The organism is Sphaerisporangium siamense, from assembly GCF_014205275.1.
Classification (GTDB): Bacteria; Actinomycetota; Actinomycetes; order Streptosporangiales; family Streptosporangiaceae; genus Sphaerisporangium; species Sphaerisporangium siamense.
The window spans coordinates 2,509,777-2,534,034 of the sequence record NZ_JACHND010000001.1 but is presented as its reverse complement, the minus strand read 5'-3'; the positions used below and the strand labels follow the sequence as shown (position 1 = coordinate 2,534,034).

Sequence of the window (24,258 nt, the reverse complement as noted above, 5' to 3'; positions counted from 1 at the left end):
TCACCGCACTCGCACCCGGACGGAAAACCCGGCCCGGGTTTCCCGATTTCGGCCGGTAATACGGGGCACATTACCGCCATCGGCCGCGCCTGCTGTTTTCCAAATCGATGCGAATTCCATGCCCTGACCGAGATCCGCTCTCCGTTCCCGAGCATTTACATTCGGTGACGTCGTCCGGTCAACAGAAGGGATTACGCACGTGAGACATTCACGCGTACGCGGTCGCGCGCCGGGCACACGGCGTGGCGCGCCCGCCGGGTTCGCCGCGCTCGTCCTGTCGGCCACAACGATCGTCGTCCTTCAGGCGCACTCCCCGGCACAGGCGGGGGCGCTCGCCGCGCCCAAGGCACCGAGGGTCGTCTTCGCCGAGAGCTTCGAGAACGGGCAGGGCGGCACGCCGACCCTCGTCACCGGCTACACGGGCACCGCGCCCGTCACGCAGACCTACACCGCCGACCCGGCCTTCCTGGCGAACTGCAACGGCTGGATCGTGTCGCGGCAGGCCCCGGACGCCGTGCCGCCCGCCACCGGCTGCGGCGGCTGGTGGGGCTCGGTCAAGCAGCTCGCCGGCACGCTCGGCAAGTGGGCGGGCGGCGACCCGCAGACCAACCACGCCGTGACCGCCTACACCCACGCCGACCCGGGCGCGGGCAAGACGCAGATCCAGGCGGCCAAGCCCGTCCCGATCGGCGCGCCGGACCGCTTCCTGACCTTCTCGGTCGACGTGGCGGAGGTGAACTGCTACGCCAACCACGCCAAGCTGGGGTTCTACCTGCTCGACGGCGGGAAGGCGGTGCCCACCTTCACGACGCCGATCGAGCCGTGCGTGGACGCGTCCACGGTCATCGACGGCATAGCGGTCGGCACCTACACCAGCGACGGCCCGGTGTTGTTCGGCGGGTCCACGGTCGGGCTCCGGCTGGTCAACTTCCAGGGCAGCGGGTACGGCAACGACCACGCCTACGACAACGTCCGCGTCCTGGACGTCACCCCGCAGCTCGACGTGGACTACTCCCCCGCCTCCGCCGAGGTCGGCAAGCCCGTCACGCTCACCTTCACGATCACCAACACCAGTGAGCTCGCGGTGAAGAAGGGCTGGTCGTTCACCGAGCGGCTCCCTGCGGGCCTCGCGCCGACGGGCGCGACCCCGGCCACCACGTGCGCGGACGCGACCGTGACCCCGTCGGCGGGGCAGGTCAAGGTGACGGGCACGCTGCCCAAGGGCACGGCGTCCTGCACGGCGAAGGTCGAGGTCACCGCGGCCCGCGCGGGCACGTACGAGACGTGCGCGGACGATCTGGCCGCCCACGCGGGCGTCTTGCTCCCCGCGTGCGCGCGCGTGCGCTTCGTCCCGCCGGTGCTGGTCTTCGACGCCCACGCGTACGGCGTGAAGGCGTCCACGCCGCCGGTCGGCATCCCGCCGCTGGCGCCGTCCGACCTCTCCTGCGCCACCAAGCCCGGCGAGGACCGGAACACGCTCGCCGGCGCGCCGGTCCCCGGCCTGGGCTCTCTGGCGGTGCTCACGACCCGGGCCTCGGGGGTGGTGGACGCCGCGGGGCTGCGCACGGCCACGGCCTCGGCCACGACGGCCCGCCTCGACCTGCTGCGCGGCGTGATCACCGCCGATGAGATCGTCGCCACGGCGAAGGCCGCCGACGACGACACGGGCAAGGTCACCGCGGCGGGCGGGGTGCGGCTGACCAACCTCAGGATCAACGGCAGGCAGGTCGTGGACCCGGAGGTCAACCTGACGGTCGACATCCCGCAGGTGGCCAAGGTGGTCGTGAACGAGCAGGTGCCCGGGCCCGGCGGCCGGGGCGTGACGGTCAACGCGATCCACGTCCGCACGCTCGCGGGCGTGGAGGTCATCGTGAGCCACGCGCGGGCGTCGCTCACCGTTCCCGGGCAGACCTGCCCGATCATCTGATCCGCTGAGGTGGCCGGGCGCCCGCCCCCCGCGTGCGCCCGGCCACCTGGTCTCACCTGGCCGGCGCCCCTGCGTGGTCGTCGTGGGCGGCCGGCGCGAGGGTGCGCGCCACCGTCACGGGCCGGGTGTCCGGTCCGGGCAGGTCGCGGGCGAAGCCGTAGACCAGGGCCGCGGTGGCGATGGCCCCGGTGTTCAGCGCGAGCGCCTCGCCGTTGACGTTGTCGATGTCGTCGCACGCCTCGTGATAGCAGGAGTCGTACGGGACGCCCGCCGTGCCGCCGAACAGCGCCTGCTCGGCAGGGGTCTTGAGTTCCTCGGCCCCGGTGAACAGGCCTCCGACCGGGATGCCGGCCTGGGCGAAGGAGTCGTGGTCGGAGCGGGCGTCGAGGTCGGTGCCGACGTGGCCCTGGCCCAGGGTGTCGAAGTACTTCTCGAAGAGCTTCTCGATCTCGTCGGATCCGGGTGGGCCCGCCGGCCCGCCGGTGGCGTCGGAGTCGTCACCGTCGTAGATCTTGAGCGCGTAGTTCGGCGACCCCACCATGTCGAAGTTCAGGTACAGCCTGATCCTGGCCTTCTCCTCGGCGGACAGGTTCGCCACGTAGTGCTGGGAGCCGACCAGGCCGTACTCCTCGGCGCCCCAGAAGGAGAACCGCAGCCTGTTCCTGGTCGGGATCCTCCCGAGCCTGGCGGCGACCTCCAGGACCGCCGCGCTGCCCGACCCGTTGTCGTTGACGCCGGGCCCGGCGTCGACGCCGTCCAGGTGGGCGCCGAACTGGACGACCTTGTCCGGGTCGCCGAAGCGGGACTCGGCGATCACGTTGTACGAGCCGTAATCCCTGACGACATCGGTGCGGAGCCGGACCGTCGGCGCGGCGGCGCGGGCCAGTTCCTCGCCCGCGGCGAAGCTCGCGGTCACGACCGGGATGTCGACGCCCACGCCCAGCAGGCTGGACCGCTCGGTCCCGGTGCGCCCGGGCTGTCCCTCGTTGAAGATGATCACGCCGCGCGCGCCCGCCGCCTGGGCGTTCAGCGCCTTGACCCGGTAGTTGCAGGTGCCGCGCTGGACGAGGGCGAGGTCGCCGGCGGTGAACCCGGCGAAGTCGGCCGCCTCGCAGCCGGACGTCGAGGTGTTGGGCGCCGGCCCCGGCGGGAGCACCAGGTCGACCGCCCGCAGCGGCGCGGTGACGTCGCCCGAGCCGGAGTACGCCATCGTCGCGAACTCGCCGAGCGAGCCGCCGCGGGGCGGGGTCGGGGTGAACGTGCGCGGGTCCGGGGAGACCCGCTGGAGCACGGCGGTGGACAGCTCCGTGGTGAAGAAGCGCGGGAACTCCTGGAGCGTCACGGTGTACCCGGCCTTCCGCAGCACGCCGGCGACGTAGTCGCGGGACGCGGTGTAGCCGGGGGTGCCCGCGGCGCGGGTGCCGTGGCCGGCGTCGGCGATCCGCTGCAGGTGACGCAGGTGGTTCTCCACTCCCCGCACGGTGACCGTGCGGGCGAGGGCGGCGAGGCCGGGGTCCGCGGCGGCCGGGGCGGCCGTCGCCAGGGGGATGACGAGGGCCGCGGTCGCCGCCGCGACGCCGATCCCTCTTCGGGGGGTGATTCTCATGCGGCTTCTCCTGGGAACCGGCGATGGGAGGTGCCGGTGATCCGTGCGTGAGATGGCCGGGCGCCCGCCCCCCGCGTGCGCCCGGCCACCTGGATCACCTGCTCGACGCCCCTGTGTGGTCGTCGTGGGCGGCCGGCGCGGCGGTGCGCGCCGTCACCGTCGCGGGCCGGGTGTCCGGACCCGGCAGGTCGCGGCCGAAGCCGTAGATCAGGGCCGCGGTGGCGATGGCCCCGGTGTTCAGCGCGAGCGCCTTGCCGTTGATGTTGTTGATGTCGTCGCACGCCTGGTGGTAGCAGGAGTCGTAGGCGACGCCCGCCGTCCCGCCGAACAGCGCCTGCTCCGCGGGCGTCTTGACGCCCTCGGCGCCGGTGAACAGACCGCCCGCCGGGATTCCGGCGTCGATGAACGGCCCGTAGTCGGAGCGGCCGTCGAAGTCGGTGCCGACGTGGCCCTGGCGCAGGGTGTCGAAGTACTTCGCGAAGAGCTTCTCGATCTCGTCGGATCCGGGCGGGCCCGCCGGAGCGCCGGTGGCGTCGGAGTCGTCACCGTCGTAGATCTTGAGCGCGTAGTTCGGCGAGCCGACCATGTCGAAGTTCAGGTACAGCTTGGTCTTGGCCTTGTCCGCGGCGGAGAGGTTGGCCACGTAGTACTCCGAGCCGAGCAGGCCGAGCTCCTCGGCGCTCCAGAAGGAGAACCGCAGCTTGTTCCGGAACGGCACCTTGGCCAGTTTCTCGGCCACCTCGAGGATCGCCGCGCTGCCCGACCCGTTGTCGTTGATGCCGGGCCCGGCGAGCATGCTGTCCAGGTGCGCGCCGAGCTGGACCACCTTGTTCGGGTCGCCCCAGCGGGAGTCGGCGATCACGTTGTGCGTGGTGCGGGCCTCGCTGACGGTCTCGGTCCTGAGGCGCACGACGGACGAGGCGGGGCGGGCCAGCTCCTCGCCGGTGGCGAAGCTCGCGCCGACGACGGGGATGGTCACGCCCACGCCGAGCAGCGTGCCGCGGTTGGTCTCGGTGCGGCCGGGCTGCCCCTCGTTGAAGATGATCACGCCGCGCGCGCCCGCCGCCTGGGCGTTCAGGGCCTTGACCCGGTAGTCGCAGCTGCCGCGCTGGAGCAGGGCGATGTTGCCGGGGGTGAATCCGGCGAAGTCGGCGGCCTCGCAGCCGGAGGTGGAGGAGCTGGGCGTGGGCCCGGGCGGCAGGAGCAGGTCGACCTTCTGCAGAGGCGCGGTGACGTCGCCGGAGCTGGAGTAGGTCATGGTCGCGAACTCGCCGAGCGAGCCGTTGTCGGGCGGGGTCGGCGTGAACGTGCGCGGGTCCGGGGAGACCCGCTGGAGCGCGGCGGTGGACAGCTCCATGAAGAAGTCGAAGGGGAACGCCTGGACGGTCACCTTGTATCCGGCCTTCTTGAGCACTCCGGCGACGTAGTCGCGGGAGGCGGCGTGGCCGGGCGTGCCCGCGGCGCGGGTCCCGTTGTTGGCGGTGGCTATCTGCTGCAGTTTCCGCAGGTGCTTCTCCACTCCCGGCGCGGTGACCGTGCGGGCGAGGCCCGCGAGGTCGGGGTCAGCGGCGGCCGGTCCGGCCACGGCTAACGGGAGCATGAGGCCGACGGCCGCGGTCGCGACGCCTAGCCCTCTGCGGAGGGTGTTTCGCATACAGCTTCTCCTAGAAACCGGCGATATGAGGTCCCCCGAGCAATTACTCCCTGGAAAGTAAACCCTGATCGCCGATCGGGGAAGCATGACGGCCTCGTCCGGCCATTCACTCCGGTACCGCGAATATCCGCACTTCTCGGGAAAGCGCCGGGGATCACCGCCGCGAGCTGCGGCTAGGGTGGGAACGAGGCGCGAGACGCGCGCGGGCGGGGGAGGTCCCATGAACCGGTTGAAGGACGCGACGAGCCCGTACCTGCTGCAACACGCGGACAATCCGGTCAACTGGTTTCCTTGGGGCGAAGAGGCTTTCGCCGAGGCCCGCCGCCGGGACGTGCCGCTGCTGGTGTCGATCGGGTACTCGGCCTGCCATTGGTGCCATGTCATGGCGCACGAGTCGTTCGAGGACGCCGAGACGGCCCGCATGATGAACGAGCTCTTCGTCAACGTGAAGGTGGACCGCGAGGAGCGTCCCGACGTGGACGCGGTCTACATGAGCGCCACCACGGCCATGACCGGCCAGGGCGGCTGGCCGATGACGGTGTTCGCCACCCCCGGCGGAGAGCCGTTCTTCGCGGGCACCTACTTCCCCCGGCCGCACTTCCAGCGGCTGCTCGCGGGCGTGTCCGAGGCGTGGACGCACGAGCGCGACGCCGTGCTCGCCCAGGGGTCGAAGGTCGTCGAGGCCCTGTCCGGAGGTGGCGCCGTGCCGTCCGGGCCCGCGCCCGGCCGCGAGGTCACCCGGGCGGCCGTCCGCGACCTCGCGCGGAACTTCGACCAGGCCAGAGGCGGTTTCGGCGGGGCGCCCAAGTTCCCGCCGTCCATGGTGCTGGAGTTCCTGCTGCGCCACGGCACCCCCGAGGCCGTGCGCATGGCGGCCGAGACCCTGGAGGCCATGGCCAGGGGCGGCATCTACGACCAGCTCGGCGGCGGTTTCGCCCGCTACAGCGTCGACGCCGCCTGGATCGTCCCGCACTTCGAGAAGATGCTGTACGACAACGCGCTGCTGCTGCGGGTGTACGCCCACTGGTGGCGCGCGGACGGCTCGCCCCTGGCGCGGCGCGTGGCGCTGGAGACCGCGGACTGGTTGTTGCGCGAGATGCGCACCCCCGAGGGGGGCTTCGCCTCCGCGCTGGACGCCGACAGCGAGGGCGTGGAGGGCAGGTTCTACGTCTGGACGCCCGGGCAGCTCCGCGAGGTCCTCGGCGAGGAGCGCGGCGCGTGGGCCGCGTCGGTGTTCGGCGTGACCCCTGAGGGCACCTTCGAGCACGGCAGCTCGGTGCTGCGCCTGCTGTCCGACCCCGACGACCAGGCCCTTCTCGACGAGGTGCGCGCCGAGCTGCTGGCGGCGCGCGCCGCCCGGGTGCGGCCGGGGCGGGACGACAAGGTGGTGGCGGCCTGGAACGGGCTGGCCGTCGCCGCGCTCGCCGAGGCCGGCGCGCTGTTCGGCCGCCCGGACCTCGTGGACGCCGCCCGCGGGGCCGCCGAGCTGATCGACCGCGTGCACATCGACGGCTCCCGCCTGACCCGCACCTCGCGGGACGGCCGCGCGGGCGCCAACGCGGGCGTGCTGGAGGACTACGCGGACGTCGCGGAGGGGTTCCTCGCGCTCTACGGGATCACGGGCGAGTCGCGGTGGTTCGAGCGGGCGGGCGCGCTGCTGGACACCGTCCTGGACCACTTCCCCGACGGCGAGGGCGGCTTCTTCGACACCCCCGACGACGGCGAGCGGCTGTTCCAGCGCCCCGCCGACCCGACCGACAACGCGACCCCGTCCGGCCGGTCCGCCGCCGCCGGGGCCCTGCTGTCCTACGGCGCGCTCACCGGCTCCGCCCGCCACCGGGAGGCGGCCCTGGCCGCGCTCGGCGCGATCTCGGCGCTGGCCGAGCGGCACGCCCGGTTCGCCGGGTGGGGCCTGGCCGTGGCCGAGGCCGCGCTGACCGGACCGCCCGAGGTCGCCATCAGCGGGCCGGTGGGCGACCGGAGGACGGCCGCGCTGCACCGGGCGGCGCTCATGGCGGGCGTCCCCGGCACGGTGATCGCCCTGGGCGACGGCGACGTGCCGCTGATGCGCGGGCGCGGCCTGGTGGGCGGGGAGCCCGCGGCCTACGTCTGCCGCGACTTCACCTGCCGCCTGCCGGTCACCTCACCCGGCGACCTCACCCGCGAGCTCCACGAACTGCGCGGCCTGCCGAGGCCGTCCTAGCCGGACGCGGATCCGGCCGCGCGGGCCGTCCGATCCCCGGCCGCGCTCAGTCACAGCCGACCACGCTACGGCGGACGCGGCTGCGCTGCCCGGCGCGGCCGTGCTCAGCCGGGCGGGATCGGGGTCTGGAGCGGGTCGTCGCCCGGGGGCGCGATCTGGCCGTCCGGGTCGTCGGGGCCGGGCGTCTGGGGCGGCGGGTTCTGGTCCTGCGGCGGGGAGGTCGGGCCCTGGTCCTCCGGGCGACGGTCCGGGCCGGTGGCCGGCGGGGTGCCCTGCGGGTCGCGGTCCCGCGGCTCGCGGTCGCCGCCCCAGCGGTCGTCCTGGGGCTCGTCGGCCCCGCTCCAGCCGTTGTCGCGCCAGCCGCCGTACCAGTCGTCCCCCTCCTCGTAGGACGAGGCGGGGAACTCCTTGACCGGCTTCCCGGACATGGCCTCGGACATGAACGCCCGCCACACCTGCGTCGGCAGCGAGCCGCCGAACAGCGCGCCGTACCCCGGGACGCTGACGGTCTTGTTGTCGTCACGGAACATGTTGACCGCCGCGGAAAGCTGCGGGGTGTAGCCGACGAACCAGACGGAGCTCGACGAATCGCTCGTCCCGGTCTTCCCGGCGGCGGGACGGTCGTACAGCCGGGCGGCGGTGCCCGTGCCGCCCTCGACCACCTGCCGCATGGCGTACGTCGCGTCGGCCGCCGTCTGCTCGGCGTAGGCACGCTCGGGCTTGGCGGTGAACTTGCGTGTCTGCCCCTTGGCGTCCACGATCGCGCGGACGACGTGCGCCTCGCGGTGCAGGCCGCCGGCCGCGAACGTGGCGAACCCGGACGCCTGCTGGACGGCGCTGACCGAGGAGGTGCCGAGCGGGAAGGTCGGGAAGTCCTTCTGCCTGGCGAGTTGCGCGGCGGGGATGCCCGCGGCCTCGGCCGCCTCGGCGACCTTGCTCAGCCCGACCTTCTGGGCCAGGTCCACGAAGGCGGTGTTCACCGAGTTGCGGGTGGCCTCGACAAGGTCGATGGCCGCGCCGTAGGAGGCGCCGCCGGAGTTGGGGATCGGGTCCTTGGCGGAGGCGACGCGGATCGGCGAGTTGCCCTCCACCCGGGTGTCGAGCCCGAGGCCGTCGTCCAGCGCGGCGGCGAGGGTGTACGGCTTGAAGGTGGACCCGGCCTGCACCTTCGCCGAGAAGGCGTTGTCGTACTGGTTGTCGGGGTCCTTGCCGCCGTAGAAGGCGACGACCTCGCCGGTGGACGGGTCCACGGCGGCCAGGCCGGTGCGCACCTTGCCGGAGGTGTCCTCGGGCAGGGTTTCTGTGACGGCGCGCCGGGCGGCGGCCATGAGCTTCTTGTCGAAGGTGGTCGTGATCTTGAGCCCGCCCTGCTGGACGTCCTCGTCGGAGTAGCCGCGCCGGTTCAGCTCCGCCTCGACCTGGGCGAGGATGTACGCCTTCTGACCGGTGGCCGAGGACGGGCGCTTCTGCTTGGCGAACGCCGGGAACGTCATGCCGGCGGCCTGCTCGGGCGTGATCGCCTTGGTCGTCACCATGGCGTCGACCACCGTGCGCCACCGGGCCTGCGCGGCCTCCAGGTCGGCGCCCTTGGGGTAGGCGAACCGGGACGGCTGCTGGATCACCGCCGCGAGGTAGGCGCCCTGGGAGGCGGTGAGCTTGTCGACGTCCTTGCCGAAGTACGCCTGGGCGGCGGCCTGGACGCCGTAGGCGCCCCGGCCGAAGTAGATCGTGTTGAGGTACTGCTCCAGCACCCAGGACTTGGACTTCGACTGGTCCACCTTCAGCGAGATCATGATCTCTTTGAGCTTGCGCACGGCCGAGCGCTCCTGGCTCAGGCCGCTGTAGTAGTTGCGCACGAGCTGCTGGGTGATGGTCGAGCCGCCCTGCACCTGGTTGCCGGTGAAGGTGGACCACATCGCGCGGGCCGTGCCCTGGAGGGACACCCCGCGGTCCTGGTAAAAAGTCCGGTTCTCTATGGCGATGACCGCGTCGCGCACCACGGTCGGCACCTTGTCGAGCGGGACGATCTTGCGGTTGACGCCCTGCCGTGTGAGGACGGTCTTGCCGTCCCGGTAGTAGTAGACGGAGCCCTGGGCGGTCGCGAGCTTCTGGGTCGTGTCCGGGATCGGCGTCAGGAACCACGCGAGCGCGAGGATCCCGGCGATCCCGAGGATCACGATGCCACCGGCGACGAGGAATCGGTGGAGAAGACGGCGCCTCGGCCGGCGCTTCTTCTCTGCGTCCCGCACGGCGTACCCCCGATCTACCGCCCGGGAACCCCCGTCACCTGGGCGGATCGTCCACGATAAACCATAGAGGCGGGTTTCGCGCGCGTCGAGTGACCGGCCGATCCGCGCATGAACAGGTTCGCCGATTCCCGGCCCTCCGGTCACGGGGACGCGCGCGGTTACCCGTGGCGGGTACGCCGCGCGCCTGCCCGATGTCAGGTTTCGGCCAGGAAAGCGGCTACGGCACGTGGTGCCGGGGCGTGTCGGCGACCAGGGGCAGCACGCGGTACGGCACCGGCGTGTCGAGCGCGATCACCGAGGAGGTGCGCATCACCCCGTCGACGTCCACGATCAGGTCGATGACGCGCTGCAGGTCGGCGTTGCTGCGCGCGACCACCCGGCACAGCAGGTCGTCGCCGCCGGTGATCGTGTGGACCTCCAGCACCTCGGGGATCCCGGCGAGCGGGCCGGTCACGGGGTCGTGCCCGGCGATCTGCCGGATCTGCAGGGTGACGAAGGCGGTCACGTGGTAGCCGAGCGCGGCCGGGTCCACGTCCGGCCCGAACCCCTTGATCACGCCGTTCTCGACCATGCGGTCGAGCCGGGCCTGGACGGTGCCCCGGGCGACGCCGAGCCTGCGCGACGCCTCCAGGATGCCGACGCGCGGTTCCACGGCGAACAGGGAGATCAGGCGCACGTCCAAAGGGTCGATTGTCATGCTGTACAGGATTACCGATTCCACCCGTGCATGACTAGGCAACTTGTCTACCAAAATTAGTAACACTTGCACATAAAGGCCATCACATCTGACAGTTGGCCTCATGAGCGATGTCTTTCCCGTACATGGCATGGATTCGGTCGTCTTCGCGGTGGGCAACGCCAAGCAGGCCGCCCACTACTACTCCACGGCGTTCGGCATGCGTCTGGTGGCCTACAAGGGGCCGGAGACGGGAAGCCGCGACGAGGCGGCATACGTGCTCACCTCGGGCAGCGCCCGCTTCGTCCTGAAGGGTTCCCTGCGGCCGGGCACCGATCTCGCCGACCACGTGGCCCGGCACAGCGACGGCGTCATCGACCTCGCCCTGGACGTCCCCGACGTCGAGGCCGCCTACGCGCACGCGGTGGCGGCCGGGGCGCGCGGCCTCGCCGAGCCGCACACGATCGAGGACGACCACGGCAAGGTCGTGGTGGCGGCCATCGCGACCTACGGCGAGACCCGGCACACCCTGGTCGACCGGTCCAACTACAGCGGCCCCTACCTGCCCGGCTACGTCGCGGCCGAGCCGATCGTGGCGCCGCCGGAGAAGCGGTTCTTCCAGGCCATCGACCACTGCGTGGGCAACGTCGAGCTCGGCAAGATGGACGAGTGGGTGGAGTTCTACAGGCGGGTCATGGGCTTCACCAACATGGCGGAGTTCGTCGGCGACGACATCGCGACCGAGTACTCGGCGCTGATGTCCAAGGTCGTCGCCAACGGCACCCGCAAGGTCAAGTTCCCGCTCAACGAGCCGGCGATCAGCCGGAAGAAGTCCCAGATCGACGAGTACCTGGACTTCTACTATGGCCCGGGCGTCCAGCACATCGCGCTCGCCACCAACGACATCATCGGCACGGTCGAGCGAATGCGCGCCGCGGGCGTCGAGTTCCTCAACACGCCCGACTCCTACTACGAGGACCCCGAGCTGCGCGCCCGCATCGGCGAGGTCCGCGCCCCCGTGGAAGAGCTGCAGAAGCACCGCATCCTGGTGGACCGCGACGAGGACGGCTACCTGCTGCAGATCTTCACCAAGCCCGTGCAGGACCGTCCGACCGTGTTCTTCGAGCTCATCGAGCGGCACGGCTCCCTGGGCTTCGGCAAGGGCAACTTCAAGGCGCTGTTCGAGGCCATCGAGCGCGAGCAGGACCGCCGCGGCAACCTGTGATCGAACTTTGCGCGGCCCCGGCTTTGCGGTGAGCGCCCACTGGTGATCACCGCCTCATGGAAGCAGCCGGGGCCGGGCCGCCGTACGGAGGACCGGATGATCCACCGTACGGCGGCCACGCCCCGCCCTACGGTTACGGCAGGGACGACCCGCCCTACGGCCGCAGGGCGGCGCCGCTCGGCGGCCGGTGGCGGCGCCTGGTGGCCGGCGTGCTGGATCTGCTCATCGTGGGCGTGCTGACCTCGCCGTTCTCCGCCACCGCGATCGAGCGGACCCCGCGCGGCGCCCTGGCCGCCGTGCACACCCGCAACGGGCTGCTGATCGCGCTGATCTGGTTCCTCTACTTCTGGCTGCTGACCGCGTTCTGGCACGGGCAGACCCTCGGCAAGAGACTCATGCGCCTGCGCGTCGTCCAGGACCCGACCCAGGAACCGGTCACCCCCGGACAGGCCGCCGTCCGCGAGGCGGTGTACGGCATCTTCAGCGCGGTGTGTTGCCTCGGTCTGCTGGACCTTTTGTGGATTCTCTTCGATGGAAAGAAGCATGCTTTACATGACAAAGCAGCCTCGACCATCGTCGTAGATGCCTGATGACCTGCGCTTTCTCGCGTAGGCTGCGGGACATGCAGCTCAAGCGGCCCACGAGGCTCACCACGGCCGTGCTGTCCGCCGCCATGATCGGAGCGAGCGCCTGCGCGCCCTCCGACGGCGCCACGATGCCCTCGGCGGCCCCTGCCGCGAGCGGCACGCAGGCCGCCGGGGCCGGCGACACGATCGGCGCGGCGGGCATCGGCGACCCCGACTTCCCCAAGGACGGCAACGGCGGCTACGACGTCGCGCACTACGGACTCAAACTGGCCTACGACCCGCCCACCAAGAACCTCTCCGGCGTGGCGAACGTCACGGCCAAGGCCGTCCAGGAGCTCACGCGGTTCAACCTCGACCTGCACGGCTTCACCGTGCGCCGCGTGACCGTCGACGGCAGGCAGGCCACGTTCGCCCGCGAGGGCGACGAGCTGGCCGTCAAGCCCGTCACGACGATCAAGAAGGGGGCGTCGTTCCAGGTCGCGGTGGACTACGGCGGCAGACCCGACCCCGTGCGCAACTCCTCCAACCTCGGAACTTACGGGTTCATCCCCACCAAGGACGGCGCGTTCGTCACCAGCGAGCCGAACGGCGCCAAGACCTGGTTCCCGTGCAACGACCACCCGGCCGACAAGGCGACGTTCGACTTCGACGTCACCGTCCCCACGGGGCTCACGGTCATCGCCAACGGCGAGCTCCGCGGCGTCCCGGTCAAGGGCGGGCCGACCACCACCTTCTCGTGGCGCGAGTCCCACCCCATGGCCACCTACCTCGCGACGATCACCCTCGGCAGGTTCGACGTCAAGACCGGCAAGACCGCCGCGGGCATCCCGGTGTACGCCGCCACCGACCCGGAGTTCCGCAGGCAGCTCGACTTCCTCTACACCACCTCCGCCAAGGTCACCGACCACTGGTCCACGGTCTTCGGGCCGTACCCCTTCTCGTCCACCGGCGGCGTGATCGACGACTTCTCCTCCGGCTACGCCCTGGAGAACCAGACCAAGCCCATGTACGGCGGCTTCGACCCCGACCAGAGCATCATCGCCCACGAGCTGGCCCACCAGTGGTTCGGCGACAGCCTCAGCATCACCCGCTGGAAGGACCTCTGGCTCAACGAGGGCTTCGCCACCTACGCCGAGTGGCTGTGGACCGAGCAGAACGGCGGCCCCACCGCCGCCAAGACCTTCGAGGACTACTACGCCGCCAAGAACTCCCCGATGTGGCGCTACCCGCCCGGCGTCGCCCAGCGGCACGACCTCTTCAACACCTCGGTCTACATCCGCGGCGCCATGACCCTCCAGGTCCTGCGCGACCGCATCGGCGACAAGACCTTCTTCGACCTGATCCGCACCTGGACGTCCCAGCACAAGTACGGCAGCGTCACCACCGCCGACTTCATCAAGCTCGCCGAATCCACCTCCGGCAAGCCCCTCGGCGACCTCTTCAACGCCTGGCTCTACAAAGCCGAACGCCCGACGCTGCGCTGAGGCGGCGGGCGGTCGGTCGGTGGAACCGGGGTTCCCGTGCCGGTCAGCAGTACGGGGGCCCCACCTCGAACCGCCGCGGGTCCTTCACCGGCTCGATGCTCCGGAACCGCTTCATCGCCCATACCCGGTCGTACCTGGCGTGGCCCATCGCGTCGCCGCGCGTGCGGTCCAGGCAGCTCACCGGAGAAAGCGCGAAGGGGTGTCCGCGGTCGTCCACGACGAGGTGCTCCACCGGGCCGTCACCGACGCGGTAGTCGATCCGGATCCGGAAGGTCACCGCGTCCCGCGTGGTGACCGACTTGATCCACAGCACCTCCTCGGCGCCGCGGTCGATCGTCAACGTCTTCTCCGCGAAGAACGGCCCGCCGGGCTCGTACGCGGTGTCGGCGTCGACCGGCCGCGCCAGGCGGGCCCGCGGGTCCACGTCGTCGAAGTCGAACATCATCTTGACCGTCTCCCCGGGCCCCTGCGGCGGGACGAACAGGAACGTGCCCGCGTACGGGGCCGCGCGCCGGACGTCCACCGGCCGCACGTCGTCCACGTGGATGACCTGGTCGCGCCGGCTCTTGAGGGTCAGCACCAGGTGGAGCGCCAACGGGTTCGCCGCGCCGCCCGCGCGCAGCTCGTCGATCAGCGGCCCGAGGCCGATCCGGTCCCGGCCGAGATCCTCCTGCGTCCAGCGCCGCAGGACGCCCTCCTGCCCGGCGGTGAACCGCGCGCCCGAGGGCAGGAGCAGCTCGAACCCGGGGTCCTCGTAGCGCGAGGTGAGCTGGATGTCCGTACTCTCGCCTAATCGCTCCCGCACCTGATCCCGCAGACCGGCCCTGTCCGTCGCGTCCGGAACCACCAGCCACACGACCCCGGCCGACAACACCGCGACAACGGCGACGGCGACCGGAAGAACCCTCCTGAAACGCCTGGCGACCCGAGGCACGGCGGACGACTCCGCCACGAGCACCGAGCGCACCTCGGTCACAGCCGCCGGCGTCGCTCCAGAGGCGGGCACCGGCCCCGTCTCGGCCTCGGGCTCCGGCGTCGACTCGGAAGCGGATGTCGGAGATGGCTCGGGCCGGGGTTTCTCCGGAGCGCCCGGAGAGACCGGCAACGTCACCGTGACCGGCTGAGGACGTTCCCCAGAGGCCGACACGACCGACCGTCCCGCGGACACCGCCTCGACCGGCATCGCCGTCGCCGGGCCGTCCTCACCCGAGGAGCGCTCCGCGGAAGCGGAAGCACGGGCACTCTGCCCGGCGAGCTCCCATTTCCTGAGGTACAGCTCCCTCTGCCGGGGTGGGACCTCCGCCACCCGGAGCAGCGTCTCGAACGGGTGCCGCTGCGGACGCCTCGCCCCCTTGCGCCACCGGTACACCGTGGCCACATCGACGCCGAGCCTGGCCGCCTGCTCCGAGGGCTCCCCTCCGACCTGGTCGAGCAGATCGGCGATGATCGCGGCGAGCTCCGCCATCGCCGGCCGCCGCTCCACCTCGCCCCGCCGGTCACGCATCGCTTGGCATCTCCCCTCGCATCATCGCTGGTGAGAAGCCTGCGATTCGCATTCTTGGGCATTGTCACGCCACCGCTGGCCCACCAGACGCATCGGGCAACAAGATTCTTCCGTCCGAACCGCCCACCCCGGGCGAAGTCCACGAGAAAGGTTCTCTTCATGTCCGTGCGAATGGCTGTCCGCAAGACCGTCGCGCGTGCCGGCCTCGGCATCGCCGTCACCACCGCCGTACTGGCGGGCACCGCCGTCGCGGCCCACGCGGGCGGCCCCCTCCTGTACGCCAACGGCGACGACCAGGGCAAGCGATGGACCGTGTGCGCCGAGACCCTCACCGTCCGGGACGCCCCAGGGGGCCGGGTGATCGGAACCCTGTACGGCCCGCAGTCGGGCCCCGCCCAGTCGTTCACCATCTACGACTCCGGCCACGACCTCACCGGCCCGGAATGGGTCCGTGGCCACGCCTACGGCTACGTGAACGCCGACGGCTGGGTCCAGAACGGCTGGTTCTGCCTGAGCAACGGCGGCTAAGGCCGTGTCCTGGGGTGTCGCGGACGCTGTGCCGGATCGAGTCGTGCCTATGGTGACGAGATGAGCGACGAATCCGGCCTGGCGAGCCCACCGTCGGCACCGACCTGATCGCGGAACGCCGCTCCACGGCGATCGCGCGAGCGCACCACCCAGGGGGCCTGACCGCTGTGCGGCTCAGGCCCCCTTCTTCCGCCCTGCGAGTGAGAAGAACAGCACGTCACACATTGTCAGCGGACGGTGCCTCGGCCGTACGGGTGACGGAGGCCGCGTGGGGATCGCCCCCGCTTCGTGTGGTCTGCCGCCATCGGGCCCAGACGCTCTTGCCGGGACCTTCCGCCAGCGGGGTGACACCATGCTCATCGGCCAGGGCGGCCACGATGATCAGCCCACGACCGTGCACGGCATCGATACCGAGATCAAGGTGACGGGGCAGATCAGCACCGTGATCGGTGACACGGACGCACAGCTCCGCCGGAGTGCCCCAGAGGGAGAGCCTGATCGGCGGCTCGCCGTGGGTCACGGCATTCGCCAGGAACTCGTCGACGACGAGGATCACGTCGTCCGTGAGGTGCCCGAGTCGCCAGGCCGCCAGGGTGTGCCCGACCAGCCGGCGAGCCTCGCCGATCACTGAAAGATCGTCGGGAAGATCCCAGCAGACGGTACGCAAGCCGTCCGACGTAGCGGGCATAGGTGCTCCTGGAAGGGATGGCGGGGTACGCCACGCCGTGACAGAGGTCTGAGAAGGTACGAGGGACGGCACCACAGGCGGCGAAGACGCGGCCCGCTCGGCCTCCCGCATCAGCGTGCGCAATTCCTCGACGGCACGCGCCTGAACGATGAGCGGTCGCAGCACGTGCCACGTGGCGATGGCGTAGAACCGTCTACTGCCCACGCCGTACATGACGCACCACGCGGGCTCCATCTGGTCGAGCTGCCGAGCGGAGGCCCGCTCGGCAGCGTCCCATTTTCGCGGAGCAACGTGCTCGGCCATCCTCCCTCGCCGATGTCGCCCCTCCAGCCCGGTCCTGTAGGCCCGCCTGCTCATGCGATCGCCGCTCATCTCCGGCCAGCCTCCTTAGGCTTCTTGAGGGGTCGTCGCTTCCTCACGATTTCGTATCGCCGTGACCGCTTGGACACTCAGAGTGAGCGAGCGGTGTCACCATAGTGCTCGCGAGACAATGGATTCGCAATAGCGAAATTCATTTAGGCAGTTAAGTCCATATTGCCCAGAACTAGCACCATGGCCCAAGCTCAGAGGATCGAAATCATGACAAGTCCGACCGTCAAACGGCGACGGCTGTCCCACGTCCTCCGTCAACTACGGCAATCCGCAGACCTCACCGCAACCGAAGCCGCGAAGCGTCTTGAATGGGACCCTTCCAAGGTCGCCCGAATGGAACGCAACCAATGGAAGCTCCCCAATGTGCATGACATCCGCCTTTTGCTGGACCTCTACGGTGTCACTGATGGACGTCAAAGGGAGGTACTGATCACTCTCGCCAGGGAGTCACGCCAGCGCGGTTGGTGGGCGAACTACGAGGATGTGTTCCGCAGTTCGCTGCCGGACTTCGAGGCAGGCGCCTCTGTCATCAGAACGTACGAGGCGCTACTCATTCCGGGCCTGCTACAGACTGCAGCGTACGCTGCCGCCATCTGGCGAGCAGGGCAAGTACTTGACGAGCACACGGACCATGTGATCGAGCGCCACGTACAGGCGAGGCTCGCAAGACAGCAAGTTCTGACCCGCGAGTCGCCTCCTCAACTACTGACCGTGATTGACGAAGCAGCGCTCATCAAGGTCGTCGGTGGCCCAACGGTGATGCGAGAGCAACTTCATCACCTCATCAGGATGGCGGCCAGCGCAAATGTGACGATCCAGGTTCTTCCCAATTCATCTGGGGCGCACGCCGCCATGACCGGCGGCTTTGCGATCATGGACTTCTCGTCACCCGCAGACGACCCAAGCCTCGTGTACATGGAGACCGCCACCGAGAACCTCTGGCTGGAGACACCCGAGAAGCACCAGCAGTACGCGCTCATCTTCAGTCGGGTGCAGGCATCGGCGTTGTCGCCGGAAGAGTCAGTCACCTGCTTGTCCACTCACATGGATGGATATGGGAGGTAGAACGAGCTTGACTAAGAACATGCCTCTTATTTGGCGCAAAGCCACGCGAAGCGGAGCCAACGACAACTGCGTTGAGGTGGCGGTACTCCCAGATGGGTACCGAGCGATTCGCGACTCCAAGAACCCGGGCGGAGCGCTCATGCGTTCGTCCGGCGATGCGTGGGAGCACTTCATCGGGAGCTTGAAGGCCAACGGGTTCAGGTGACGGGTGCGCGCCACCTGGGCGGCGGGCCGAGCGTTGATGGGTGGGCTCACGGTGGGCGACCACGACGGAGCGGCACGGGTGGGAAAACTCACCCCGGCCACTGGTTATCGACGATCAATGCGAGTTCCGCGAGTCGCTCTTGGCATCCCGGCCTTCGCCCGGTCTGCCGCGTGTTCTCTCCGAAGGACGCGAGGTCGTGAAGGGCCGCCAGGCCCCTGGGAAACACAGTCCGAGCCGAAGGCGAGGCCCATCGGGCCGGAGGCCCTGGAAAAACAGCCCCGAGCGGAGCGAGGGACCATTACCGGGCGGAGAGAGAAACCACAGCTTTCATCGCAAGGATGGCAGTCGATTGGAAGAATCAACTCCAATTTCGTGGCGTGAATCCTCGTACAGCAACTCGAACGGCGGGAACTGCGTCGAGGTCGCGACACACTCCGAGGGCGTGGCCGTTCGTGACAGCAAGAACCCCGGCGGCCCCCACCTTCAGGTGTCGCCTGATGCCTGGACGGCGTTCTTGAACACGCTCAGGATGTAGCCGATGACACAGAACCCCGGGCCGTCCGCCTGGGGTTCTTCTTGTGCGCCGGCGAGGTAGCAAGCCGACATCTCACCAGATAAGCCCTGGATGTGACATATCCAAACGAATAGGAGGAAATACGCGAGTCAGTCCGGGGCTTCCCGCGGCAACGGGAAGCCCCGTGTCCCTGCGACCTCGCCCGGACCATCAGACGGCGCCGAGGGCCGGGGCTCCTCATCCCAAAAGGCGCCCCTCTCCTGTTATCCCCGAGATCTACGCCCAGGGCCAGAAGCGCGAACGGACCCGGACATCGCCGTGGTCAATTCCGGTCTTCGCCCCCCGCCGTCCGGGAGGTTTCCACGGGGCCGACCTGCGGTGACGTCCGGCCGTCCGGGAGATCGGCCGTGCCCGCGTCCGACCGGCGGCATACGAAAGCGTTCGGGCGACCTCGACGCCCCTACCGCGCTGATAAATGATGTGGACAGGTGCCGTACACACGGCGACGGCAATCGCCACGGCGCCCAATCGCCAAGCTCATTCGCCCGGACCATGAATTCCTTTCAGAAAGGCGCTGTCATGACGCGCAGGCGTTCCCCCGTGAAGAACCACGCGAGCCGGCTCGAATGCGCCGGCCGTCTCCGCGACGAGCCCCGCTGGCCGGCCATCGTCGTGATCGTCGTCATGGTCCTCGTCGTCGTCCTCACCGCGAGCGGCCTGGACCACGTCAGGGCGGTGGAGGCCGTCCTGGTCGCCGGACTGGGCGGCGTCGAGATCGCCCGCCGGCTTCTCCGGCGCGTCCCCGGTTCTCACCTGGCCTGAGAACGGTCATGGCCCGCTCCGAGATGCCCCTGAACCGGCTTTCGGATCCGGTTCAGGGGTTCGCGCTGAGGTTGCGCCGAGCACGTGTGCACGCGGGTAACCCCACATACCGCCAGATGTCCACCCGGGTGCCGTGTTCCAGCAGCACCCTGTCGGATGCCGCACGGGGTAAGAAGCTGCCGTCCTGGTCGACGGTGGAGGCTTACCTGACGGCATGCGGTGTCACGGAGTTCGATCCCTGGAGAGAACAGTGGGACCAGGCGAAGACGATGACCTTCAGGGTCGGCGGCGCCAGAGTCCCCGAGGACGACCCGCCCGATCCGGCCGACGTCCGCACACCCGCGGACCTGATCGTCAAACTGAACCTGCTGCGGGCATGGGGCGGCGGCCTGTCGCTGCGCGAGGTGAGCCGGCGGGCCAAAGAGCTGAAGTTGTGCGACCTTCCGCCCACCTCGCTGCACGACCTGTTGCGCAGCGACCGCCTGCCGCCGCTCGACCGGGTCGAGGCGCTGGTGACCGTCTTCGGCGTGGACCCCTCGCCCTGGGTGCGCGCCTGGCGGCGCGTCGCGGGAACCCAGACGACCCAGATGCTGGAACGCTCACAGTTGCTGCGCTTGGGCTCCTACTCGTTCGAGCCCGAGCGAGGGCCGGTCTCGATGACACTCCGCCGGCCCTCAAGGGCGACGCCGTCCGCGCGGCCTTCCCTGGAGACCCTCCGCGGCGAAGGTGACGACGAGGGATACAAGGCGACGATCAACCACGCGAGCGGGGAACCCCGTGTCGCCGGAACGCCCCCGGTCACGCCGCCCGAAGTGCCGCACCCGCCCCCGGCGCCCACGGCGCCGACCGGCGCCGAACCGGTCAAGCCGCTGCGCCCGCATGATCCGACGGTCCTGGGCCGCTACCGGCTCACGGGGCTGCTCGGAGAAGGCGGACAGGGCGTGGTCTACCTGGCCGAGGACCCGGAGGGCCGGATCGCGGCGGTCAAGATGCTGCACGGCAGGATGCAGGGCGAATCACGGTCACGGGAGCGGTTCGTCCGCGAGATGGACGCCGCCCGGCGGGTCCCCCCGCATTCCATCGCCAAGGTCCTGGACGCCGACGTGCACGCCGACGTGCCCTACATCGTGAGCGAGTACGTGCCCGGGCCTTCGCTCCAGCGAACGGTCGGCGAGCAGGGCCCGTTCGGCCCGGACGCCCTGCACCGTCTCGCCATCGCCACCGCGGCGGCGCTGACCTCCATCCACGCCGCGGGGGTCGTCCACCGGGACTTCAAACCCAGCAACATCCTGCTGGGCCCCGACGGGCTCCGGGTGATCGACTTCGGCGTCGCCACGCACCACGGGCTGGCCCCGACCGCCACGGACGGCATCATCGGCACTCCGGTGTTCATGGCCCCGGAGACGCTGAACGGCGCCCGGGTCGGCACGGCCGCCGACGTCTTCGCCTGGGCCGGGGTCCTGCTCTTCGCCGCGACCGGCTCCCCGCCGTTCGGAGACGGCCCCCTCGCGGCCATCGTCCACAGAGTGATCACTCAGGAGCCGCAGAACCTCGCTGTGCTGCCCGAACCGCTGCTCGCCATCGCCCGCGCCTGCCTGGCCAAGACGCCGGAGGACCGCCCCACCATCCGCGAGGTCCTCCTCAGCCTCACCGAGTCCCCGATGCCCGGCCCACCCCCCGGCAGCCTCCCTCTCCCCGAGGACGACAACCCCACCAACCTGATCCGCCGCCCCACCCCCCCACCGAACCAGCCCCCCACCCGCCAGCGACCGCCCTGGACCGCCCTCACGAACATGTTCCGCCGCACCCGCTGACCCCCTTCACCCCAACCACACACAACGGTTCGACCCGAGAACCCGGATCCGTCCGGCCCGGGTAGCGGGCGCCGGCGTTGGTGGGTGGGCTCACGGTGGGCGACCACGACGGAGCGGCACGGGTGGGGAAACTCACCCCCGGCCACGAGTTCTTCGATGGTCAGTGAAACCACTTCCGGCTTCCACTCCGTGTCCCCGCCTGCTCGTCCGCAGTGTCTTGTCCGTAGGACGCGAGGCTGTGAAGGGCCGCCAGGCCCCTGGAAAACACAGTCCGAGCCGAAGGCGAGGCCCATTGGGCCGGAGGCCCTGGAAAAACAGCCCCGAGCGGAGCGAGGGACCATTTCCGGGCGGACCCGCCCCGATCCTCGGGCTCTCCTTGTGCCTATCCGAGCGAGATATCGACTCCGGAGCGGCTTTGTTAGGTGAAGATGAGTTTGTAGCCGAAGCGGCGGAGGCCGGTGAGGACTTCGTCGCAGTGGATGGGGCCTCGGGTTTCCAGGTGGAGGAGGACCTCGGCCTCGTCGAGGTGGAGGCGGGGGTTGACGCGTTCGTGGCCGACGTCCAGGACGTTGGCGCCGAGGTCGGCGAGGCGGGCGAGCAGGGTGGCCAGGGCGCCGGGGTGGTCGGGGAGGCGGATCCTGAAGGCCAGGTAGCGGCCGGCGACGGACAGGCCGTGGCGCAGCACCCGGGACAGCAGGAGCGGGTCGATGTTGCCGCCGGAGAGGATGGCCACCACGGGAGGCTCGAAGGCCCGGGGCAGCTCCAGCAGCGCCGCCACCCCGGCCACTCCCGCGGGCTCGACCACGAGCTTCGTGCGCTCCAGGCAGAGCAGCAGCGCCCGGGACAGCGTCTCCTCCGAGACCGTGACCACGCTGTCGACCAGGTAGTGGATCATCTCGAAGGTGATGTCGCCGGGACGGCCGACCGCGATGCCGTCCGCCATCGTGGACACGGGGTCCACCACGACGGGGTGCCCGGCGGCGAGCGAGGCCGGGTAGGCGGCGGCCCGCTCGGCCTGCACCCCGACGATCTTGACACCGGGGCGCATCGACTTGACCGCGAGCGCGACCCCCGCCGCGAGCCCGCCGCCGCCCACGGCCGCCGTGATCGTCCCGACCTCGGGGAGCTGTTCGACGATCTCCAGCCCGACCGTGCCCTGACCCGCGACGACGTCGGGGTGGTCGAAGGGGTGGATGAAGACGGCCCCGGTCTCCTCGGCGTGCTTGCGGGCGGCGGTCAGCGCCTCGTCCACGACGGTGCCCGCGAAGATCACGTCCGCGCCGTAGGAGCGCGTGGCCTCGACCTTGGGCAGCGGCGCGCCGTGCGGCATGAACACCGTCGCCTTGCAGCCGAGCAACCCCGACGCCAGCGCGACGCCCTGGGCGTGGTTGCCCGCGCTCGCGGCCACCACGCCCCGCCCCCGCTCCTCCTTCGACAGCCGGGCGATGCGGACATAGGCCCCGCGCACCTTGAACGAGCCCGCCCGTTGCAGGTTCTCGCACTTCAGGTACACCGGCCCGCCGACCATCTCCGAAAGGACCCGGGAATGCAGCAGCGGCGTCGGGACGATCACACCGTCCAGCAGTTCACGGGCGGCGACCACGTCGTCGTAGGTCACCTCAGGGCGTGCCATGCCCGCAGTCTCCCACTCATCCCGATCCGCTCACGCTACCGGCCCACCACTGGGAATCATGCCCACCAGTGGGGTGTTTGAGCACATCTGGGAGGACGGCGTCACGGCCCCTGTCCGGGACACCGTCACAGGGCGGAGACGGCTCCGTCACCGGCCGGGGACGGGCGGTGTCACTCGCCGGGAGGGGGCGTGGCGTCGCCGACGTCGAAGGCGCCCGGGTCGTCGACCAGCCGGCACGGGCGGACGGGCCTCTCGGTGAGGCCGCCGCTGATCTTCCACGCGACGCCCGGCTCATCGGCGGCCCGCTTGTCGTTCTCGGCGATGTCGATCACCAATGTCTGGCCGGGCCGGATGTACCGGGGATAGATCCTGATGCCGTCCCGCTGCCGCATCGCCTTCCCGGACGGGGAGTTCTCCAGCCTCGCGCGGTAGCGGGCCCGGACCTGCGGGTCGGTGCTCTCCAGTTCCGTCCTGGTGGGCACGCTCGCCTGGTCCGCCGGCAGGGGCTGGAACCGGCTGCGGTCACACCATTTGCCGAGCGGCATGTACGCGATGTCGGCGGGCACGCCCACGGCCGCCAGGCTCCTCTCCACGGCGTCCGGGTCGCGGAACTCGCGGATGGTCAGCGTCACCGAGCCGTCGGGGTTCTTCGTCACCGCGTAGGCGGGCGACGTCGGCCCGGCGACCATGGGGACGGTCACCGCCGCCGCGGCGGCGACCCCGACGGCGCCCACGGCCATCACCAGCCTGCGACCGGTCCTGCGGGGAGCGCGTCCCGCGGCCTGGCGCTCCGCCATGTACGCCTTGAGCTCGCCGAGCAGCTTTTCGTCGAATGTGCCGTTCATGGCTGTCCTTTCATCAAGAGGGGCGGCACGACGCCGGGGACCCGCCGCAGCGAGCGCCTGGCCCGGTGGAGCCGTACGCGGGCGGTGCCCTGCCGGATGCCGAGCGCGGCGGCGGCCTCGGGGAGGGTGAGCTGGTCGGCCACGACGAGCTCCAGCACCGCGCGCTCGCCGTCCGGCAGCTCGCGCATGGCCAGGAGCGCCTCGCGCGCGGGGCTCTCCGCGTCGATCCGCTCCTCCAGGCGCGCGACGTCGTCGGCGTCGAGCAGCCTGCGGCCGGCGATACGGCTTTTGGCGCGCAGTTCCCGCGCGGCCCGGCGCCGCTCGGCCAGCAGGGTGTTGCGCGCCACGCCGTACAGCCAGGCGGTCTCGCTGCCGAGGGCGGGACGGTAGGTGTGCGCCGAATCGATCACGGCCATGAAGACCTCCGCGACGAGGTCCGCGACCGTGTGGGGGTCGTCCACGCGGCGGGCCAGGAATCGGGTCACCTCGTCCAGGTGGCGCCGGTAGAAGGCTTCGAATGCCTCCGGATCACCGGGCAACCCCGCCGGCCCCGGTCGTTTGAGGCGCACCGGCCTCGCTCCCTTCGTCGTCCGTCTGTACATCCCTGCTTGGACGAAGGCCCGCGAACCGTTACGAACGCCGCCAAGCCATGGTGGA

20 protein-coding genes and 1 pseudogene are annotated in these 24,258 nt (G+C 70.5%); 12 read left to right on the top strand and 9 right to left on the bottom strand.

Annotation, left to right across the window (positions count from 1 at the left end; translation table 11 throughout):
- The first annotated feature begins 199 nt into the window (after positions 1-199).
- The gene (locus BJ982_RS11815) at positions 200-1,927 is read left to right on the top strand and encodes a choice-of-anchor P domain-containing protein (RefSeq protein ID WP_184879467.1); all 1,728 of its coding nucleotides are present in this window, start codon (positions 200-202) and stop codon (positions 1,925-1,927) included.
- Positions 1,928-1,979: 52 nt separating this feature from the next.
- Here BJ982_RS11815 and BJ982_RS11810 read toward each other — a convergent pair whose 3' ends face one another.
- Both BJ982_RS11810 and BJ982_RS11805 read right to left on the bottom strand, forming a co-directional pair.
- Positions 1,980-3,533, bottom strand: coding sequence for a M28 family metallopeptidase (locus BJ982_RS11810; protein WP_184879464.1), 1,554 nt, complete (start codon positions 3,531-3,533; stop codon positions 1,980-1,982).
- Positions 3,534-3,627: 94 nt separating this feature from the next.
- Positions 3,628-5,187, bottom strand: coding sequence for a M28 family metallopeptidase (locus BJ982_RS11805; RefSeq protein WP_184879461.1), 1,560 nt, complete (start codon positions 5,185-5,187; stop codon positions 3,628-3,630).
- Positions 5,188-5,407: 220 nt separating this feature from the next.
- On the opposite strand from BJ982_RS11805, the gene BJ982_RS11800 reads away from it, so the two are divergent.
- A complete protein-coding gene (locus BJ982_RS11800) occupies positions 5,408-7,390 on the top strand; it encodes a thioredoxin domain-containing protein (RefSeq protein ID WP_184879458.1) in 1,983 nt (660 codons plus the stop codon).
- A 104-nt stretch (positions 7,391-7,494) separates the two neighbouring features.
- Here BJ982_RS11800 and BJ982_RS11795 read toward each other — a convergent pair whose 3' ends face one another.
- Positions 7,495-9,567: a transglycosylase domain-containing protein gene (locus BJ982_RS11795; RefSeq protein WP_239123095.1), complete on the bottom strand. Its 2,073-nt coding sequence runs from the start codon at positions 9,565-9,567 to the stop codon at positions 7,495-7,497.
- A 289-nt stretch (positions 9,568-9,856) separates the two neighbouring features.
- Positions 9,857-10,336 carry an Lrp/AsnC family transcriptional regulator gene (locus BJ982_RS11790; protein WP_184879453.1) on the bottom strand — a complete coding sequence of 160 codons (480 nt, stop codon included), beginning with the start codon at positions 10,334-10,336 and terminating at the stop codon, positions 9,857-9,859.
- A gap of 130 nt (positions 10,337-10,466) precedes the next feature.
- Here BJ982_RS11790 and hppD point away from each other — a divergent pair, with 130 nt between their 5' ends.
- Genes hppD through BJ982_RS11775 form a run of 3 tightly spaced genes read left to right on the top strand, consistent with a single transcriptional unit; the run spans position 10,467 to position 13,611 of the window.
- The gene (gene hppD, locus BJ982_RS11785) at positions 10,467-11,540 is read left to right on the top strand and encodes a 4-hydroxyphenylpyruvate dioxygenase (protein ID WP_239123096.1); all 1,074 of its coding nucleotides are present in this window, start codon (positions 10,467-10,469) and stop codon (positions 11,538-11,540) included.
- A 56-nt stretch (positions 11,541-11,596) separates the two neighbouring features.
- Positions 11,597-12,130: an RDD family protein gene (locus BJ982_RS11780; RefSeq protein WP_184879446.1), complete on the top strand. Its 534-nt coding sequence runs from the start codon at positions 11,597-11,599 to the stop codon at positions 12,128-12,130.
- A gap of 32 nt (positions 12,131-12,162) precedes the next feature.
- Positions 12,163-13,611 carry a M1 family metallopeptidase gene (locus BJ982_RS11775; RefSeq protein ID WP_184879443.1) on the top strand — a complete coding sequence of 483 codons (1,449 nt, stop codon included), beginning with the start codon at positions 12,163-12,165 and terminating at the stop codon, positions 13,609-13,611.
- Positions 13,612-13,654: 43 nt separating this feature from the next.
- On the opposite strand, the gene BJ982_RS11770 is transcribed toward BJ982_RS11775, so the two are convergent.
- Positions 13,655-15,115, bottom strand: a complete 1,461-nt coding sequence (locus BJ982_RS11770; protein WP_184879440.1) for a helix-turn-helix domain-containing protein — start codon at positions 15,113-15,115, stop codon at positions 13,655-13,657.
- Positions 15,116-15,274: 159 nt separating this feature from the next.
- On the opposite strand from BJ982_RS11770, the gene BJ982_RS11765 reads away from it, so the two are divergent.
- Positions 15,275-15,643 (top strand): hypothetical protein, encoded by a 369-nt coding sequence (locus tag BJ982_RS11765; protein ID WP_184879437.1) that lies wholly within the window; start codon positions 15,275-15,277, stop codon positions 15,641-15,643.
- Positions 15,644-15,860: 217 nt separating this feature from the next.
- Here BJ982_RS11765 and BJ982_RS38470 read toward each other — a convergent pair whose 3' ends face one another.
- Positions 15,861-16,634: an ATP-binding protein gene (locus tag BJ982_RS38470; protein ID WP_203959181.1), complete on the bottom strand. Its 774-nt coding sequence runs from the start codon at positions 16,632-16,634 to the stop codon at positions 15,861-15,863.
- A gap of 249 nt (positions 16,635-16,883) precedes the next feature.
- On the opposite strand from BJ982_RS38470, the gene BJ982_RS11755 reads away from it, so the two are divergent.
- From BJ982_RS11755 to BJ982_RS11735, 6 genes and pseudogenes are all read left to right on the top strand, one after another.
- A complete protein-coding gene (locus tag BJ982_RS11755) occupies positions 16,884-17,768 on the top strand; it encodes a helix-turn-helix domain-containing protein (protein WP_311772265.1) in 885 nt (294 codons plus the stop codon).
- On the top strand, positions 17,752-17,973 hold the full coding sequence (locus BJ982_RS11750; RefSeq protein WP_311772264.1) for a DUF397 domain-containing protein: 222 nt from the start codon (positions 17,752-17,754) through the stop codon (positions 17,971-17,973). Before BJ982_RS11755 ends, BJ982_RS11750 begins: the two co-directional genes overlap by 17 nt.
- 40 nt (positions 17,974-18,013) lie before the next feature.
- A complete protein-coding gene (locus BJ982_RS40390) occupies positions 18,014-18,508 on the top strand; it encodes a DUF397 domain-containing protein (protein ID WP_311772263.1) in 495 nt (164 codons plus the stop codon).
- 558 nt (positions 18,509-19,066) lie between these two features.
- The gene (locus BJ982_RS11740; RefSeq protein ID WP_184879428.1) at positions 19,067-19,309 is read left to right on the top strand and encodes a hypothetical protein; all 243 of its coding nucleotides are present in this window, start codon (positions 19,067-19,069) and stop codon (positions 19,307-19,309) included.
- Positions 19,310-19,317: 8 nt separating this feature from the next.
- Positions 19,318-19,527: pseudogene (locus tag BJ982_RS40875) on the top strand (helix-turn-helix domain-containing protein); the annotation flags it as partial.
- Between the two features lie 51 nt (positions 19,528-19,578).
- Complete coding sequence (locus BJ982_RS11735; protein WP_239123097.1) at positions 19,579-21,123, top strand: serine/threonine-protein kinase; 1,545 nt, start codon at positions 19,579-19,581, stop codon at positions 21,121-21,123.
- A gap of 418 nt (positions 21,124-21,541) precedes the next feature.
- Here the strand turns inward: BJ982_RS11735 and ilvA are convergent, their stop codons facing one another.
- From ilvA to BJ982_RS11720, 3 genes are all read right to left on the bottom strand, one after another.
- On the bottom strand, positions 21,542-22,756 hold the full coding sequence (ilvA, locus tag BJ982_RS11730; protein ID WP_184879422.1) for a threonine ammonia-lyase: 1,215 nt from the start codon (positions 22,754-22,756) through the stop codon (positions 21,542-21,544).
- 170 nt (positions 22,757-22,926) lie between these two features.
- Positions 22,927-23,601: a hypothetical protein gene (locus BJ982_RS11725; RefSeq protein WP_184879419.1), complete on the bottom strand. Its 675-nt coding sequence runs from the start codon at positions 23,599-23,601 to the stop codon at positions 22,927-22,929.
- A complete protein-coding gene (locus BJ982_RS11720; protein WP_239123098.1) occupies positions 23,598-24,170 on the bottom strand; it encodes an RNA polymerase sigma factor in 573 nt (190 codons plus the stop codon). Before BJ982_RS11720 ends, BJ982_RS11725 begins: the two co-directional genes overlap by 4 nt.
- Positions 24,171-24,258 lie beyond the last annotated feature (88 nt).

Bases quoted from the DNA above. Each gene is read 5' to 3' on its own strand.
- ilvA (WP_184879422.1), bottom strand. From the start codon at position 22,756: ATGGCACGCCCTGAGGTGACCTACGACGACGTGGTCGCCGCCCGTGAA.
- BJ982_RS11790 (WP_184879453.1), bottom strand. From the start codon at position 10,336: ATGACAATCGACCCTTTGGACGTGCGCCTGATCTCCCTGTTCGCCGTG.
- BJ982_RS11805 (WP_184879461.1), bottom strand. From the start codon at position 5,187: ATGCGAAACACCCTCCGCAGAGGGCTAGGCGTCGCGACCGCGGCCGTC.
- BJ982_RS38470 (WP_203959181.1), bottom strand. From the start codon at position 16,634: ATGGCCGAGCACGTTGCTCCGCGAAAATGGGACGCTGCCGAGCGGGCC.
- BJ982_RS11740 (WP_184879428.1), top strand. From the start codon at position 19,067: ATGACGCGCAGGCGTTCCCCCGTGAAGAACCACGCGAGCCGGCTCGAA.
- BJ982_RS11750 (WP_311772264.1), top strand. From the start codon at position 17,752: ATGGATATGGGAGGTAGAACGAGCTTGACTAAGAACATGCCTCTTATT.
- BJ982_RS11755 (WP_311772265.1), top strand. From the start codon at position 16,884: ATGGCCCAAGCTCAGAGGATCGAAATCATGACAAGTCCGACCGTCAAA.
- BJ982_RS11810 (WP_184879464.1), bottom strand. From the start codon at position 3,533: ATGAGAATCACCCCCCGAAGAGGGATCGGCGTCGCGGCGGCGACCGCG.
- hppD (WP_239123096.1), top strand. From the start codon at position 10,467: ATGGATTCGGTCGTCTTCGCGGTGGGCAACGCCAAGCAGGCCGCCCAC.
- BJ982_RS11735 (WP_239123097.1), top strand. From the start codon at position 19,579: ATGACCTTCAGGGTCGGCGGCGCCAGAGTCCCCGAGGACGACCCGCCC.
- BJ982_RS11780 (WP_184879446.1), top strand. From the start codon at position 11,597: ATGGAAGCAGCCGGGGCCGGGCCGCCGTACGGAGGACCGGATGATCCA.
- BJ982_RS11725 (WP_184879419.1), bottom strand. From the start codon at position 23,601: ATGAACGGCACATTCGACGAAAAGCTGCTCGGCGAGCTCAAGGCGTAC.
- BJ982_RS11765 (WP_184879437.1), top strand. From the start codon at position 15,275: ATGTCCGTGCGAATGGCTGTCCGCAAGACCGTCGCGCGTGCCGGCCTC.
- BJ982_RS11800 (WP_184879458.1), top strand. From the start codon at position 5,408: ATGAACCGGTTGAAGGACGCGACGAGCCCGTACCTGCTGCAACACGCG.
- BJ982_RS11775 (WP_184879443.1), top strand. From the start codon at position 12,163: ATGCAGCTCAAGCGGCCCACGAGGCTCACCACGGCCGTGCTGTCCGCC.
- BJ982_RS11770 (WP_184879440.1), bottom strand. From the start codon at position 15,115: ATGCGTGACCGGCGGGGCGAGGTGGAGCGGCGGCCGGCGATGGCGGAG.